The sequence below is a fragment of the Orenia metallireducens genome, assembly GCF_001693735.1.
In the GTDB taxonomy this organism is placed as follows: Bacteria; Bacillota; Halanaerobiia; order Halobacteroidales; family Halobacteroidaceae; genus Orenia; species Orenia metallireducens.
The window spans coordinates 699,843-715,689 of the sequence record NZ_LWDV01000009.1 but is presented as its reverse complement, the minus strand read 5'-3'; the positions used below and the strand labels follow the sequence as shown (position 1 = coordinate 715,689).

Sequence of the window (15,847 nt, the reverse complement as noted above, 5' to 3'; positions counted from 1 at the left end):
AAAATGAATTTTATCCAATATAGTATCTAGAACATATAACTTTTGTCTATAACTTAATATAATTATAAAACTTTTATAGAAATATTGATACTGGAAAATTTCAGTCTAAGTTCACGAGACTATAGTGATTGGAAAGAAGAGTTTTAACGGTTGAATATAGTGGTTTAGATACTATATTGAATGTAAAGGGGTGAAGCCATTATGGATAAGAACTCTAAAGGACTAGAAGAGAATGATTTCTCTTTGAATAGTATTGAAGAGTTGAGAGAAAAAATGTTAACTACTATTATTAAATATAATGGGGATTTATATCATCAAGAGGTTCAAAGATTGAGTAGACAACTTGATTTAAAGATAGTTGAGTATATGAATATGAATTAATTAACAAGTTTATTATATTGATATTAAAAATAGCAGTAAGAAGTATTATTAATAGTACTCCTCACTGCTATTTAGTTATAATGTTGATTAAAAAAATAATTTTAAAGATTATAATGCCCTATGTTATAAATATTTATAGAATAAAATTATTTAAACAAGGTATATATTTAATTAAATCGCAAAAATTTATATAATTTTATATTAATGTAATTATATAAAGAATTTCATATAATAATAAATATTTGGTTAAAAATGCTAATGTGGTAATTTCAATTATTGGTGTAATTTGGAGCTATATGATATTTTTTAGTTGAAAATAATGTCATATCTTGATAAAATAATAATTAAATAGTAGATTGTTCTGCAAAAAATGACCAATATAAGATATTCTTAAAGAGACTATTATATATTTTAATTTCACAAGTAGAGTAGACTAAAAAGTTTATAATAATTCATTTTTTGAAAAAGGCACACTTATCGAAAGGTAGGGTCGCAAAACTGAGGGTCTAAGGTATAATCTTATACTATGATTGCCAGATTACCAAAAGTGATTAGGAGGTATCATTCTATGCTATTCCTTTCATATTTTGGGGAATAGTTTTTTTATTTTAAGGATCAGTTTATTTGTTAGAAGAGATAATTTTTCTAAAAGTACTCTAGATAAGATCAATAATTTATGAAAATTAAAGGGATTAGGTGATAGTAATGTCTTGGAATCATAGGGTAACTGAAGAACAGGCTAAGAATATTGTTGATATTTTACACAAGGTAACAGGAAATAATGTTAATTTTATGGGGGCAGGTGGCAAGATAATTGCTACTAAACAGCCTGAGAGGTTAGGAACTATTCATGAAAGTGCAAAAAGGATAATGGAGGGGGAAGTGGATTATGTAGCAGTTACAGCTGAAGAGGCTAATAATATAGAAGGGGTCTTACCTGGTTATAATGGACCGATTGAACTAGATGGAAAGAGGATAGGATGTATTGGGATTACTGGAGAACCTTCAAAGGTGAAACCATTACAAGAACTGGCAGCAATAATTGTTACCGAAGAGATAAAGAAGGATTTTGCTAATAGAAGAAAAGAAGAGTTAAATAAAGAAATAGCTATGCAAATTGAAGATATTTCAGTAGCTATTCAAGAGATCGTAGAAGGCTCTGAAGAGATAGCTTCAAATAGTAGTTATATGGAGGAGATGTCTCAAAAGATAAGGAGTCAAATTGAAGAGATCAATAATATTTTAAGATTAGTAACTGATATTGTAAAGAGGACAAGGTTACTAGGATTAAATGCTTCAATAGAAGCTGCTAAAGCTGGAGAAGAGGGGCGTGGTTTTGCCATAGTTGCTGAAGAAGTACGTAATCTTTCATCCAATTCAGCCAATTCAGTTAAGAAGATAGAAGAAGAACTCTTTAAAATAAAGGATTTAATAGCTAATATATCTGACAGTATTTATCAAAATTCCGATACAACTAAGAAAGAAGCTGAAACATTACAATACATAAAAGATAATATAATAAATATTGAGAGAAAAGTAGTTGAATTAATTAAGTAAGTAATTCTATTTCTTATTAGTAAGTAGTCTGATTTTGAAGGGAGGTGAAGAGTAGTTTAGAGGTTTTTTGAATTATTTTTATTTATAAGTTCAAATAAGTATAGGGAAATGAGTGATGTTAGTTTTATATGATTAATGAAAGATGAATTGCTTAAATAAGAGTTTGATTCATATCTAAATAATTTAAAGTAAATAAATTAAGAATTGATATGACAAGCTAAAAAATATTAGGGGGAATTATTTATGGTACAAGGACCTTTGTTAATAGTGATTTTATTGGCGGCTATAGCTTTTATTGTTTTAATGACTGCTAAGGTTAGAATGCATGCTTTTTTAGTTTTATTATTAGCGGCTTTTGGAGTAGGAATACTTTCTGGAATGAATCCTTTAGATGTTATTAAGACTGTTACTGGTGGTTTTGGTGGTATATTAAGTTATATAGGTATTGTAATTATTGCAGGAACAATTATAGGAACACTACTAGAGAAGTCAAGAGGTACGTTGACTATGGCTAATACTGTTCTAGATTTCATTGGTGAGGCTAAATCTGCTTTAGCAATGTCTATTACAGGGGCTATTGTTTCAATTCCAGTTTTTTGTGATAGTGGATTTGTTATTCTATCTTCTCTTAATAAGTCTTTGGCTAAGAAATCTAAAACTTCTATGGCTACAATGGCTGTTGCCTTATCATCAGGATTATATGCAACTCATACTTTGATACCTCCAACACCAGGTCCAATTGCTGCTGCAGGAACATTGGGGGCAGATTTGGGAATGGTAATTATATTAGGACTGGTAGTTTCTATTCCTACCATTGGAGCTGGTTATTTATGGGCAACTAAATTTGCTGGAAATTATTATATTGAATCAGATATTGAAATAGAAGTAGAAGAAGAGAATGTGGAGTTACCAAGTAGATTTGATGCTTTTGCTCCAATAGTTATTCCTATTATTTTAATAACTTTAAAATCTATTGTAGATTTTCCTGCACATATTTTAGGAACAGGAAATCTTAAGTTATTCTTTGACTTTTTTGGTGATCCAACAGTTGCTTTATTAATTGGGGTTTTCTTAGGCTTTAGATTAATGCCTGAATTGAATGGTGAATATTTTAATGGTTGGGTTGGAGAAGGGATAAAAAATGCTGCTTCTATAATTATGATTACTGGTGCTGGTGGAGCTTTTGGGGCTGTATTAAAAGCAACTCCAATTGGAAGTTATTTAGGGACAACTTTAGCACATTATAATTTAGGTATCTTCTTACCTTTCGTTATTGCTGCGGCTTTAAAAACTGCCCAAGGTTCTTCAACAGTAGCATTAGTTACTACAGCTTCTTTATTATCTCCGCTTTTACCTGAATTGGGATTGGATGCAGGTATGGCTCAATCCTTAGTAGTAATGGCAATTGGTGCTGGAGCAATGACTATATCTCATGCTAATGATAGTTATTTTTGGGTTGTTAGTCAATTTTCTAATATGGATACATCTACTGCTTATAAAACCCATTCTATGGGGACACTTATCCAAGGTATAACAGCGATAATTACAGTTTATATTCTTTCTCTAATATTTATTTAATAGATGTCTTTATTTAAAAGAGGTGAATATCTTAAAAGTAAATAGTAAGAAAAGAATTATAGATGATTTGGTGAAGGAGTCTATACTAAAGTATTTAACATGTAATCCCTATAAAGTAGACAATAAAAAAATCTACTTTATAGGGATTTTCTATCTTTAATAACTTTTATAAATTATTGGAATTATTATAAATATTAAAATATTTGTTTTAATCCTTATTATCTTTCTACCAAAGTGGAATACTAATTTAAGACTAAGAACTTAATCAATTAACATTATCAAATTTACTGAGGAGCTAAAACAGATGATTAAACCATCATATATAGATTTGTATAAGTCAGGGGAATTAGAAGAAAGGGTAGAGAGAGCTTATCAAATATTGCAGGATTGTACTCTCTGCCCCCATCACTGCCATGTTGATCGTAGCAAGGGTGAGCTTGGTTATTGTAAAACTGGAGATAAGATTAGGATTGCTAGTTTTGGACCCCATTTTGGAGAGGAAGAACCTTTGGTTGGCAGTTATGGGTCAGGTACCATCTTCTTTAGCGGTTGTAACTTAAGATGTGTCTATTGTCAGAATTATGATATAAGCCAAGTTCCTGCTGGAGATAAGGTTGATAAGAAGGAATTAGCTCAAATTATGTTTTCATTACAGAAACAGGGTTGCCATAATATTAACTTTGTTACTCCTAGTCATATGATTCATTCTCTTCTAGCAGCAACTTTCGAAGCAGCTAAAAAAGGTCTTAAGATTCCTATTGTTTATAATTCAGGGGGATATGACGATTTAGAAGCATTACAACTTTTAGATGGGGTGGTTGATATCTATATGCCTGATCTTAAATATGCTGATGAAGAGATTGGGTTAAAGTATTCAAAGGTTAAAAAATATATGACCATTGTTAAGACTGCCTTAAAGGAGATGCATCGACAGGTAGGGGATTTACAGATAAGAGATGGTCTAGCTACCAAAGGATTAATCATTCGCCATTTAATATTACCAGAAGATCTAGCAGGTAGTGAAGAGATTATAAAATTCATCGCTCAAGAATTATCACCAAACACTTCTGTAAATATTATGGAACAATACTACCCAGCATATAAAGCTAAAGAGTATAAGGAGATTAGCCGCCGTATTACTTCAACAGAGTTTGATTATGCTATAAAGCTTGCCAAAAATGCTGGGCTTAACTTAATTTAAAGATAAGGGGTATTAATATGTTAAGTAAAGATAAATTATATGAGATTTTAGAAGAGATTGATGGAAAGGGATATAAAGCCTATAAAGGTATTGAAAATCAAATATATGATTTTAATTACTTCCAACTTACAATTCCTCACGTGCAAGGTGACCCCTTTGCTACTCCTTCCAAAGTCTTTATTAACATTAAACAAGAAGAGGCTAAATTTCCAGTTTGGTTATTTGGAAAGAAGATTCGTATTCATGCTACTTAAGATTTTCTTATCCGCCAGATTGATAGGTAGTCTTGAACTTTAAAGATATAAAGCTATCTTTTGGTAAAATAGTTGGATTTAACAATTATCTTTGCCTAATTGGTCTATAATAAATTAGACATTATTAAGATATATTGATATAATTATTCTGTTGTTTTAGTATTTTGGTAGCAATGGAATTTTATTAAAAGGATAGATAATAGGTGTATAAAGATTTTATATTCTTTAAATTCAAGATGCAACACTTGCTAGAATCCTTTTTTCTTAGGTTTAAAGTGCTATTTAAGCCCACTAGGGAATAAGACCTATAATTACACTAAAAAATCAAGGAGGAAGATTATGAAGAATTACATTAAGAATTTTGTGTTAATGTTTATGGTAGCTTTGCTAGGAATAGTATCTGTAAATACAACTGTATATGGAGAGGAGTTAGGGGAAGTCTCTTTGCTTGATAAGATAAAAGAGATATATATGGTCGATGCTGATGCTGAAAGTAAGAATGTTCCTTTTGTGTATTACATAAATGAAGCAGGGTTTATGATAGGAGATTTTTATTATAATACAAACCTATTTGATAATGAGACAAAACTTACTTCAGTTATTATGTATGCTCCAGGAAGTGGCATGATTACTTCTTTTAATGATTTAAGAGATTATCCTTTAGGAGATAAGTTATCTTTAGGTGCAAATCTTAAGGTGATTAAATATAATGATATTAAAAATGGTGCTATTGGTAATGATAGTTCTAATGAAGAGATTCCTGCAGAATATATAGAGGCTTTGCATCAATATAAGAATATAGATAATACAGAAGTGCTTGATCCTTTTGAGAATACTAAGAGAAATCTTGTATTCGCAGCTGCTACTGGAAAACTATCAAAACAGCAGGAAGCGTATTTAAGACAAGCATATTTAAGTGATGAAGAAGAAGAAATTTTAGATGTGTTACAGAATTCAGAGAATAGAGATAAATTAGATGGATATCAATTATATCATGGGTGGAATAATAGCTTAGGATTGAATCTAACTTATGATATTAATGAAAATAATGCTATTATTGGTGAGTACCATTATGAAGAGTTGACCAGTCAGGTTAAAGATTATAAATCAGACACTATCTCTGTAGCTTGGGAGAATAAAGAAATAGATAATGAGAATAATCCAAGAGAAGGGCACCGTGTTATTAGTAAGGTTAAGAAGAGCTTAGATTTATTAGGTCATGATGATGAGAACAATTGGGATTATATGAAGTATACCTTAGATTTCAGAAAGTACTTTCCAGTATTTAAGAATTCAACCTTAGCAGTTAGAATGAGAACCCAATCTACTACTGGAGAGAAGAGAATAGATGAAGAAAGAAGTGCTTTGCGTAAATTTGAAACTGGAGACCCAACTGCTGAGGTCTACACTTATGCTCCTTTTTTTGATATGTCGTTATTGGGTGATTTAGATACAATGAAGGGTTATAATTACTATCGCTTCTATGATAATAATTCTGTGCTATATCAAACAGAATTAAGAGTACCAATGGATCATATTTTAAATGGTTTACAAGGGAATATCTACTTTGAAGCAGGTAGAGTAAGTGCTGACTTTGATAAGGATTTATTTACTAAAGATATGCACTATTCAGGAGGTTTAGGAGTTAGATATTTCTTCAATGAACATGTAATAATTCGTACTGATATAGGTGCTTCTGAAGAGGGAGTACAATTTAGAATGAATATTGGTCAAACCTTCTAGTAAATAATATAAAAGTCCTGATGATTCAAATTATCAGGACTTTCTTCTTTTAGTGATACTTATTATCTATATTTGCTAGAAGGACTTCTTTATAAGGATAGAGAAGTATTATCTGTTATATAGTTATAGACAGGAGGATATATTATGGAGATAAAAGGAATTGCTACATCTATTGTAGATAGATTGGTCGATAAGACTGTGGAGTTAGGGCAAGGGAGGATAGCAGGGTTGATTGGTTTTATCAATTCTGAAGGATATATAGATTCTGCCTCAGAGATGGTCTTTGGAGAAGGTGTCTCTTTACGGAAGGTCTTATCTAAGATTAGTACTGAAGATAATTTGACCTTATTTGAATTGATCAACCTCTTACCTGAAAATGCGGTATTAGTTAAGACTGACCCAGGTTCTACGGGGATTATTGAGCATCCAACAGGAGTCGACTTATTGAATATTCCCATCGTCAAGATTGGGGTCAAGATGGGGAGGAAATCTGGGATAGGTGTTGTTTATCCAGATGGTAGAATCTTTGATCTAATCAGCCATGAGGAAGATCTAGAATTAAAGAAGCTGATGGTTGAGACTATGGAAGAGGAGCATGCTTTGGTACAGGAGATTTATAATTTAGGACATGATTTTTTAGAATTCTATCAAAAGTTACCTGAAGTAGATATTCCAGAGAGGGTTTTTGATCTAAATAAAATCAAGGCTTCACTAAGAGTAGATACTATAGAAATTAACTCTATAGATGAGGCTTTAGTAGAGGAGTTAGTTAAAAGATCAATGGAGATAGAACAAGGTGTAGAGGTAGGTACTATAGCCAAGGTAGTAGATGGTCATGTAATAAAAGCTGGTGAAATAGTAATTGGAGGAATTGGTTATGTTCCAAGTAGGAAGCTCTCTTCAAGTTATACCAATATCACTGGAATTTCAACCTTTGAAGTCTATAGTAAAAAAATTCCCTTAGAGACAGTAATTGTTCATACCCATCCTGGAGGAACTGGAGTAATGCATAGTGGTGATGCTGAGAATGGTCCAGATTTATTTGGTAGACCAATCATTGCTATAGGACATGACCAGAAGGGTAAGGTTAAAGGAGCGACAGTTATTGAGGTAAGCTCTAAAATAGCTAAATTAGATGAAGAATATAGTTATGCCAATGATATGTATAGTGAAGCAGAGACTGTAGATGAAGAGATTAAGTATAGGAACATGATGCATGATATCGATAAAGAGTATACTAAACTCTCCAAAGCGATTAAGATTTTATAAGTTTTAAGCTTATACATTTAATTAAGAATTGAATAATGTTACCAAAATAATATTAGATATTCTAAACAGAATATTGATAGAGGTATAATAGATATATGTTCATTATCCCCAAAAGAGGATCTGTTTTGAAGGAATTCCGAATAGATTTTCAATAGGTTTATAATGAATAGTCTATTCTTTCACCATCCAATAGTTGAGTTATTTATAAATAACTCAACTATAGCAGTAGGAGCTGAGAGGTTCCTACTGCTATTTTTTTATTATCTATTAGATTTAATTGGGATTTTAGTATTAAGATAGAGGTTTTTCTATAATTATAAAGAAATAAATTTAGAAATAATAAAATTAAGATCATGTTACTAGATTAATAATTGCTTGTAAAGTAGTAGAAAATAACTTATTTTAAATTTACTAATCTATATAAGTTGAACTAATGATTTTAATAAAAGATATAAATCAAAATCTTTTTTGACACAGACTAAAATCTGACTTAAAAAATTTAATAACTTTATGTTTTTTATCTTTTAGTCAGTATTCAATCTGCGTTTAATATATTCTTTGGTTTTAAATCCTTAAAATCTTTTTAAGTACTAATCTATTACGAAAAAATAAATTCTACATATATAGAGTGTAAGGAAGATAATCACGTTACTTATTTCATAAGGAGGAGTGAAAATTGAAAAGAGAATATATGTTAGAACTTTTCCGCCAGTACACAGAGGGATGGAAAGAGTGGAATAAAGCTATGATTTTAGGATGTTTAGATTCTAATTCTGTAATTACTGAATTTAATGGTCAAAAATTTGCTGGAATAGAACAGATAAAGAGATGGTTAAGTGATTGGGAGAATGAAGGAAATAAAGTAACCCAATGGGAGATTAAGAGTGGCTATTATGATTTGGAATCTAGGGTAGGAGTATTTGAATGGATTTTTACTTGTTTTGTAGGTAGTGATAAGTATCATTTTAAAGGAAGTAGTATAGTTAAGTATCAAGGGAATTTGATAAAAGAGATGAGAGAGTATCAAATGGAAGCAGACAACTATTATCCATATGGAGATAATTAAAATTATGCTTAGTGATTAAACTTAAAAAGGGGATGGTAGACAAATGGCAAATAAGTTCTGTTTAATTGGAGGCTTAGGACCAGACCAGAGTCAACAATTGATTATTATAAGTTAATTATTGAGTATTATCAGCGATTAAAGGGGAAAGAAGAGTATCCCGAAATTTTGACTAACTCTCTGAATGTAAATAGGTTGCTTGGTATGGTGGCTAGAAGGAATTTTGATAAATTAACAGAGTATCTTTTATCTGCTATAGAAGAGAGATATAAAGCAAGTGCTAATTTAGCAGCAATTGGTGCAAATACACTATATATTATATTTGATAGAGCAAAAAATTTATCATCAATCCCCCTTATCAGTATAGTTGAAGAGACAGCAAAGAGAGCAGAGGATTTGAAGATGGAGAGAGTAGGGTTACTTGGAAATAAATTTACTATGGAGGAGGACTTCTTTAAAAAGGAGCTATTAAGATTTGGGGTAAAGACAGCTGTACCTAATTATTAAGATCAAGAGTATATCCATACAGATTAACCAATCAAACAGGGAGGTTGATCCTCAGTTCATAAAATCAGCAATCAATATTCAGAGAAGATAGTTAAGGCACTTTATGTTAATCAAATACTGGTAGGCTTTTTTGATAAATATTTCGATGGTCCATGACTACAGGCTTAAAAAGTTAATGGGAAACAGCTAAAAGGGCTACTGGTCAGATATAACGGAAATTGAATTACAGGGTTGAAAGATTGGAAGAGAAGATTTACAAGTCTATTTTGAGATTTGACCAGAATTTGAGTTTGATGAAAAGTTATTTGAGAATTTCTCAAGGTAAAGATTATTAGTTTAGCTTTATATTTAGCCTTTGATATGGTAGAAAGTATAGAAGATAGGCTGGAAGTAGTTCGGTGTTTAGAAAAGGTAATGGATAAAATTGATAAGATAGATTCCATAGTATAAATTTTAGGAGGACTAATAATGAATAAAGAAAGTTTAGTTACAGAGAATTGGAATCTTGGCAAGATAACCTTTATTAAAGAACTGGATTCTTTTGCTAATAAAGTATATTTAATTACTAATGAAGCAGATGAGAATTATATTTTAAAGGAACAGAATTGTCCGGAAAAGGTAGAGAAAGAAAATAGATTATTAGCTCTGTTAGAGGAAAATTTACCTGTTGCTGCTCCGTTGCCTACAAAAGAAGGGAAGTATTACCTAGCAGAAAGAGATATAAACTATGTGTGCTATCCATTTTTAGAAGGGGATAGCTTTGCTAATCATTATGACGGAGAGTGTATAGAACGGGCCAATTTATTGGGTCAAGCAATAGGGGAATTGCATTATTACTTGAGGATGATAGAGCTTGAAGAGTATGAAGAGAGTAATTTGATAGAAGATATTCTTAAAGATGTTAAAAATATTGTTAAGCAGAATAAAGATGCTTTTGATTATGATTTTTTTTAAAGATAATTGAAGAGTTTAAAGAGGAAATGATTCCAATTTATAAGACCTTACCTAAGCAGATAATCCATCGGGATATTCACCCTGGAAATATTCTCTTTCAAGGTAAGAAGTTATCTGGCTTTATTGACTTTGAACTCTCCTTAAAGACAGTAAGGATATTTGACCCTTGTTATTGTGCTACTAGTATACTGATAGCAGGTTTTGAAGATAGAGAGAAAAGAGAAGTTTGGTTAGAATTATTCATTGAATTACTACAGGGTTATGGGATGAAGAATAAATTAACTAAGGAAGAGCTGGGTAGTTTGATCTATATACTATATTCAATAGAATTAATTTTCATTGGCTTTTCTTGTGATAATGATATGATTGATGCCGCTAGATATAATCAGAAGGTTTTAAAGTGGTTATATGGGAATAAAGGATTAATCAAGAATGCTCTTAAGAATTTAGAATAACAAAATTAAAAGAGAATAACGAGAAAAATTGAAGTGGTTTACATAAATTATAATTAAAACTTTGACATGTAGTTAATGGTGAATATATACTATATATACAATTGAATAAAATATAAAATAATATAAGCAAAAGGGGGTTGTGAACTATGATTTATATACTATTAGCCATAAAGATTTTTCAATTTAACCGTTTAGAAATCAATAAATTTTCACGACCCACCTGGCAAGAGATACTAAATCAAATTAATTATATTTATGTAACTATCAACTATCTTTAAAACCACAGGTCTTCGTGACTTGTGGTTTTTTTGTCTTTAAATTAGGAAGGCGAGAAGATGAAGATTAATAAGAAGTAAGGAGTGTAGGTTATAACAGTATTAAATAATAATAAGTTATATTCTTTACATAATTATATTGATGTTAAATGCCATAGATTTTTGATTATTGTTCAAAAGAAGTGATAATTAATATATTAATTCTATTTAATGGGGTGAATCAAGTGGGTAAGAGAATGACCTTTAATGAAGATGTGGAAAATTACGATAAGTTCAGACCTACATATCCTAGAGAATTGTTTAGGGAGATTATTGATTATGCAAACTTGGATTTAAAGAAACATTCACTTGAAATTGAGATAGGAACTGGTAAAGCAACTACACCAATTTTAGAAACAGGTTGCTTAGTTACAGCAATTGAATTGGGAGATAAATTAGCAACCTATTCAATAGATAAATTTAGTAGTTACAATAACTTTAACATTGAGAATGTCTCCTTTGAAGGTTATAAATGTGACCCTAATAGTATTAATTTAGTTTATTCAGCTACTGCATTTCATTGGCTTCCAGAAAAGATTGGTTATTCCAAGGTCTTTGATTTACTTAAGAGTAGCGGTGTGATTGCTCTTTTTTGGAATCGTCCCTTTGTTGGAAGAGAGGATGATCCTCTTTATAAGGAAATTCAATCTATCTACAATAAATATAGACCATCAAATAAGGTTCTGATTGAAGATGATCAAGAGATCTATAATAAGAGAATTGACACGATTAAAAAGTATGGTTTCATAGAGGTAGAGTTTAAATTGTTCCATCAAATCTAGAAGGTTTATGGAAAGGATTATGTGTGTTTGTTAAATACCTATTCAGATCATCATATCCTTCAAGGCGCAATTTGAAACTGAAATAAAATCTACAATAAATAGATATGGTGGTATTTTGAATGTCTATAATACTGTAGATCTGTATTTAGCAAGGAAACCTTGATTTGATGCTTAAAGAGATGGATGATCTCAAGCATTGTATCGATATTGTTAATATAGCAGCTGATGGTATTGGATTAAATCTTGATGAGGTTAGGACAGAGGATCGTAAAAAATATTTGAAGAAGGGGTACATCTCAAGGCAAATAGAAAAAACACCTACTCACCACAAGTAGGTGTTTTTTCTATTAATTCTTTGTAAAATTGGGATGTACCTCGAAAGGAGGTCAATTAATGAAAAAGTCTATAGCCACAGCAATAATTGCTGCTTCACTATTAATATATTCTTTCTTAATTATAACAGATAGTGAAACAGATATCAAGGTGATTGAACTACCTTGATATTAAAGGGTTGATTGATAAATTAGCAGATACTATTGGCAATGTCAATGGGATTAACTATACTGTCAAAGACAATTAAGAAGAGTGGATAGGATGGAACTAAACTTAACTGAAATGTTGAAGAGTATCAGTAAAGGTTATCATAAAATCGTACAAGTTCGTAAAGATGGAGGAATCAGGACCTTAAAGAATGATAATAACCATCTTCATACTTTTTCCGTGATATTAGAAAGGGTAATCTGAAGAGGTATGAAATTGATGGAGACCGTAAAGTAATCCTTAAATTTATTAATGACTCTATCAGTGATAGATGAAAAATCATCTTAGCTATACGACTTATTCAGTATCAGGTTACACCTCATAAAAGAGAGGTAATAGATGATGAATTGATTAGTAAGCAGCTAGGTCTATGCTTATTAGTTGATATAGGTCAAACTCAGAGAATAACTGACACAATATAGAGCTTGGTGATAAGGGTTTAGCTAAGGTGGTTTAATGAAGTGAAGGCTTATAATTAAACTTTTTGATATAGAAGTTGTGAAATCAGATTTTTTAAGTGTAGAAGAGCAAGAGAATAAATTTAATATGAGTTGGGTTATAACGCCCGCTCCAGAAGATTTACAAACTATAAAAAGGTGATGGATGTAGAAGATGATAACTGATACTAATCCAGCTAAAAGGTCTGAGCTTGAATACTTAATTATTTAGCACAATTTATGGGAGATATAAGAATATTTAGTTAGTTTTATATAATTGAAATAAATAAATATAAATAATGAGAAAAATAAAATATACATAATAAATTTATAATTTTTTGAAATTGATGTAATTTATGATATAATATAATTATAATTTGGCAAAAGAATGCAATCCATGTAAAGAATTAGTGTTTTTAGGTTGAAATTATAAGGGGTGGCTTTGGTTATCCTCTCAATCAAAATAGGATGGTTGTATTGTGGCTAATACTAGATGTCTAATAGATGAAAAGGATTTGAAAATGTTTAACGCAGAATTAGCAGTTGAAATAGGTTTGAATGAAGCTATATTCTTATAACAAGTAAATTACTTTATCGCTGAAGTTCAGGAAGGCTTAGCAGAGATTCCAAAGAAAAATTTAAGAGGAGGTAAAGAAGGTGAAGAACAATCGATGATCTTTAAGCGAATAGATAGAGTTAAACAGGTTGGATATAAGCAGATATGGGAGTTGCAAAATGGGAGAGTAGATAAATCCCAATTTGTTTGCCAGCTCTGTTGTGATAAGGAGATAATAGTAAGCAAAGTTAATGGTAAATTTACTGCAGAAGACTGTAAGTGTCGACAAGAGAAGGAGATTAAGGCTAAAAAGGAACAAGAGCAGAAGAGGTATGAGCAGAATATCAAATCTGCTGAGATAAGAGAGGAGTTTAAGGGCAAGACCTTTGCTGATTTTAAGAGTTTAGCAGGTAAGAGAGAAGCCAAGCTAGCAGCAATGGACTATGTTGAAAATTTTGATATTTATGAGAAGAAGGGTATTGGGTTGACCTTGGTTGGTAAATGTGGCAGAGGTAAAACTTTATTAAGTCATATTATTGGACAAGAGATAATCAAGAAAGGCTATACAGCCATCAATATAGTAGCCAAAGAGTTTTATGAGGATATCAAAGTAACCTATAACAATTCAAACAAGAATACCAGTGACTTAGTTACTTCTGCTAAATTAGTGGATCTATTAATCATAGACAATCTAAATGCTGAAAGGTTTGGAGCAGATGAAATAGACAAGCTCTTTATCATTATCAATTACAGAATTGAGAATAAGAAACCAACAGTTATCAATTCCACAGGAGATTTAGATTATCTTAACAAGAGACTAGCTCTTGATCATGTCAGCAAATTAATTGGCAAAAATGGAGAGCCAATTAAGGTGGGTGGAATAGATATGAGAGCCAAGCAAGGCGAATTGATAACAGATTTGAGGAATAAGAATATTAGTGGGCTTAAAAGAAGGTTAGAAGATAGTTACTAAAAACTTAGTCGTTTATGACTAGAGAAATGGAGGAAAAAAGAATGAGAGAAAGAATTAAAGTAGATTTTTTCAAAGAACTTTCAACTAAAGAATTGATAAAGGAATTAAAGGGTAGAGAGGATATCGAAGTTATTGATTGCAAAGAAGAAGACTTGATTGGACCTTATCATGTAAGTGATGAGATTATCATTAAGTTTGGTAAGTAAAAATTATCTACTACCCTGTATCCATCAAAGACCAAGTGGCAGAGAAAGACAGGCTCATAACTCCTAGATTAGTATAGACTAGAGCATGGAATAACTCAAGGCAAAAACTAAAAATCAAGAGGAGGAGGCACCTAGTTATTATTCATTTTAAGTAGCTGGTCTTAGCTTAAGATCAGCTGCAAATAATAGTTTATTAATACTGGAGGTGTTAAGATGGATATATTAGGCATAGGGAATTTAATTAAAGATGGCTTAGACACATTTTGTGAGACTATAGATGACTTCCATACCTCTGAAGAAGAGAAGTTGCAGGCTAAAGAAAAGATAAGTGTAATAGAAAATGAGTTGACCAATAAATTAATTGAGGTCAAAAGCAAGAATTAGAGTCAAAGACAGAAATATTAATAACAGATGCCAAAAGCGATAATTGGTTATTAGAGAGCTGGAGACCAATTACTATATTATCTCTAGTAGGAATCTATGTGCTTATCTTAACCAATAATTATATAATAGCTCCTGCAATTGCTAAATATACAGATATAGCTAGTGTTCAATTCAGTATTCACCAGATTTGGGAGGTATAATCAAACCTATATTAGGTACTTTTACTTTTGGTAAAAGTGCTGAGATTGTAGCTGGAAGGGTAAGTAAATCTCATGATAGCAATATAAGGGGTACTATGAAATAATTATCATTAGAGGAATATTAAATTATATCACCTCTAGGTAAAAAATGTTATAAAATTTAAAAAATGGTATAATAAAAGTAGCACCCAACCATCTTGGGTACTACTTATGGAACCTCCTAAATACTATGGAAAGGGGGTCCTAATATATGAAATGGTTAAAATTAATTATGATTATATTAGACATCCTCAGAATTTTACTCAATATAATTAACAAGTTATCATGACTTGTTAAAGCATTGGTGAAGGGTTTATAGGAGAGTTCCAAACACTTTAGGTATTAGCCAATATCTAAAGTGTTTTTTATTTTAATTCTCTTCCTACTTTTGTTATTATACTATAATAGAAAGGTAATTATTATAATGATAAAAATTAAATAACTTAATACTTAT

Annotated in this window: 17 protein-coding genes and 1 riboswitch; all 17 genes read left to right on the top strand. The window is 30.9% G+C overall.

Translation table 11 applies throughout. The features are described 5' to 3' along the window. Nucleotides 1–201 precede the first annotated feature (201 nt). Nucleotides 202–381, top strand: coding sequence for an aspartyl-phosphate phosphatase Spo0E family protein (locus U472_RS11400; RefSeq protein WP_068718562.1), 180 nt, complete (start codon nt 202–204; stop codon nt 379–381). 457 nt (nt 382–838) lie between these two features. Beyond that, nucleotides 839–927: riboswitch (cyclic di-GMP riboswitch) on the top strand. Between the two features lie 159 nt (nt 928–1,086). Continuing rightward, the gene (locus U472_RS11395) at nt 1,087–1,938 is read left to right on the top strand and encodes a sugar diacid recognition domain-containing protein (RefSeq protein ID WP_068718560.1); all 852 of its coding nucleotides are present in this window, start codon (nt 1,087–1,089) and stop codon (nt 1,936–1,938) included. A gap of 243 nt (nt 1,939–2,181) precedes the next feature. Beyond that, nucleotides 2,182–3,516 carry a GntP family permease gene (locus U472_RS11390; protein WP_068718558.1) on the top strand — a complete coding sequence of 445 codons (1,335 nt, stop codon included), beginning with the start codon at nt 2,182–2,184 and terminating at the stop codon, nt 3,514–3,516. A 304-nt stretch (nt 3,517–3,820) separates the two neighbouring features. Beyond that, nucleotides 3,821–4,717: a radical SAM protein gene (locus tag U472_RS11385; protein WP_068718556.1), complete on the top strand. Its 897-nt coding sequence runs from the start codon at nt 3,821–3,823 to the stop codon at nt 4,715–4,717. Nucleotides 4,718–4,734: 17 nt separating this feature from the next. Further along, nucleotides 4,735–4,971, top strand: coding sequence for an ABC-ATPase domain-containing protein (locus tag U472_RS11380; RefSeq protein ID WP_068718554.1), 237 nt, complete (start codon nt 4,735–4,737; stop codon nt 4,969–4,971). 339 nt (nt 4,972–5,310) lie between these two features. Next, a complete protein-coding gene (locus U472_RS11375) occupies nt 5,311–6,714 on the top strand; it encodes a BamA/TamA family outer membrane protein (RefSeq protein ID WP_068718551.1) in 1,404 nt (467 codons plus the stop codon). 144 nt (nt 6,715–6,858) lie between these two features. Further along, nucleotides 6,859–7,983, top strand: a complete 1,125-nt coding sequence (locus tag U472_RS11370) for a peptidase S7 (protein WP_068718549.1) — start codon at nt 6,859–6,861, stop codon at nt 7,981–7,983. 676 nt (nt 7,984–8,659) lie between these two features. Next, a complete protein-coding gene (locus tag U472_RS11365) occupies nt 8,660–9,049 on the top strand; it encodes a nuclear transport factor 2-like protein (RefSeq protein WP_068718547.1) in 390 nt (129 codons plus the stop codon). 57 nt (nt 9,050–9,106) lie between these two features. Continuing rightward, on the top strand, nt 9,107–9,553 hold the full coding sequence (locus U472_RS11360) for an aspartate/glutamate racemase family protein (protein WP_083189888.1): 447 nt from the start codon (nt 9,107–9,109) through the stop codon (nt 9,551–9,553). Nucleotides 9,554–10,021: 468 nt separating this feature from the next. Further along, on the top strand, nt 10,022–10,507 hold the full coding sequence (locus U472_RS11355) for a phosphotransferase enzyme family protein (protein WP_068718543.1): 486 nt from the start codon (nt 10,022–10,024) through the stop codon (nt 10,505–10,507). Between the two features lie 26 nt (nt 10,508–10,533). Continuing rightward, nucleotides 10,534–10,962 carry a phosphotransferase enzyme family protein gene (locus tag U472_RS11350; RefSeq protein ID WP_068718541.1) on the top strand — a complete coding sequence of 143 codons (429 nt, stop codon included), beginning with the start codon at nt 10,534–10,536 and terminating at the stop codon, nt 10,960–10,962. A gap of 499 nt (nt 10,963–11,461) precedes the next feature. Further along, nucleotides 11,462–12,058: a methyltransferase domain-containing protein gene (locus tag U472_RS11345; RefSeq protein ID WP_218059070.1), complete on the top strand. Its 597-nt coding sequence runs from the start codon at nt 11,462–11,464 to the stop codon at nt 12,056–12,058. A 179-nt stretch (nt 12,059–12,237) separates the two neighbouring features. Next, complete coding sequence (locus tag U472_RS16885; RefSeq protein WP_176714163.1) at nt 12,238–12,393, top strand: hypothetical protein; 156 nt, start codon at nt 12,238–12,240, stop codon at nt 12,391–12,393. A gap of 259 nt (nt 12,394–12,652) precedes the next feature. Continuing rightward, nucleotides 12,653–12,802, top strand: a complete 150-nt coding sequence (locus U472_RS16880) for a hypothetical protein (RefSeq protein ID WP_176714162.1) — start codon at nt 12,653–12,655, stop codon at nt 12,800–12,802. Nucleotides 12,803–13,706: 904 nt separating this feature from the next. After that, on the top strand, nt 13,707–14,564 hold the full coding sequence (locus U472_RS11340; protein ID WP_068718539.1) for an ATP-binding protein: 858 nt from the start codon (nt 13,707–13,709) through the stop codon (nt 14,562–14,564). A 41-nt stretch (nt 14,565–14,605) separates the two neighbouring features. Further along, entirely contained in the window at nt 14,606–14,770 is a 165-nt protein-coding gene (locus tag U472_RS16875) for a hypothetical protein (protein WP_176714161.1), read from the top strand. A gap of 213 nt (nt 14,771–14,983) precedes the next feature. Beyond that, entirely contained in the window at nt 14,984–15,154 is a 171-nt protein-coding gene (locus U472_RS16870; protein WP_176714160.1) for a hypothetical protein, read from the top strand. Nucleotides 15,155–15,847 lie beyond the last annotated feature (693 nt).

Excerpts from the sequence above, each read along its gene's own strand:
- U472_RS11400 (WP_068718562.1), top strand. The coding sequence starts at position 202 with ATGGATAAGAACTCTAAAGGACTAGAAGAGAATGATTTCTCTTTGAAT.
- U472_RS11395 (WP_068718560.1), top strand. The coding sequence starts at position 1,087 with ATGTCTTGGAATCATAGGGTAACTGAAGAACAGGCTAAGAATATTGTT.
- U472_RS11390 (WP_068718558.1), top strand. The coding sequence starts at position 2,182 with ATGGTACAAGGACCTTTGTTAATAGTGATTTTATTGGCGGCTATAGCT.
- U472_RS11385 (WP_068718556.1), top strand. The coding sequence starts at position 3,821 with ATGATTAAACCATCATATATAGATTTGTATAAGTCAGGGGAATTAGAA.
- U472_RS11380 (WP_068718554.1), top strand. The coding sequence starts at position 4,735 with ATGTTAAGTAAAGATAAATTATATGAGATTTTAGAAGAGATTGATGGA.
- U472_RS11375 (WP_068718551.1), top strand. The coding sequence starts at position 5,311 with ATGAAGAATTACATTAAGAATTTTGTGTTAATGTTTATGGTAGCTTTG.
- U472_RS11370 (WP_068718549.1), top strand. The coding sequence starts at position 6,859 with ATGGAGATAAAAGGAATTGCTACATCTATTGTAGATAGATTGGTCGAT.
- U472_RS11355 (WP_068718543.1), top strand. The coding sequence starts at position 10,022 with ATGAATAAAGAAAGTTTAGTTACAGAGAATTGGAATCTTGGCAAGATA.
- U472_RS11350 (WP_068718541.1), top strand. The coding sequence starts at position 10,534 with ATGATTCCAATTTATAAGACCTTACCTAAGCAGATAATCCATCGGGAT.
- U472_RS16885 (WP_176714163.1), top strand. The coding sequence starts at position 12,238 with ATGGATGATCTCAAGCATTGTATCGATATTGTTAATATAGCAGCTGAT.
- U472_RS16880 (WP_176714162.1), top strand. The coding sequence starts at position 12,653 with ATGGAACTAAACTTAACTGAAATGTTGAAGAGTATCAGTAAAGGTTAT.
- U472_RS11340 (WP_068718539.1), top strand. The coding sequence starts at position 13,707 with ATGATCTTTAAGCGAATAGATAGAGTTAAACAGGTTGGATATAAGCAG.
- U472_RS16875 (WP_176714161.1), top strand. The coding sequence starts at position 14,606 with ATGAGAGAAAGAATTAAAGTAGATTTTTTCAAAGAACTTTCAACTAAA.
- U472_RS16870 (WP_176714160.1), top strand. The coding sequence starts at position 14,984 with ATGGATATATTAGGCATAGGGAATTTAATTAAAGATGGCTTAGACACA.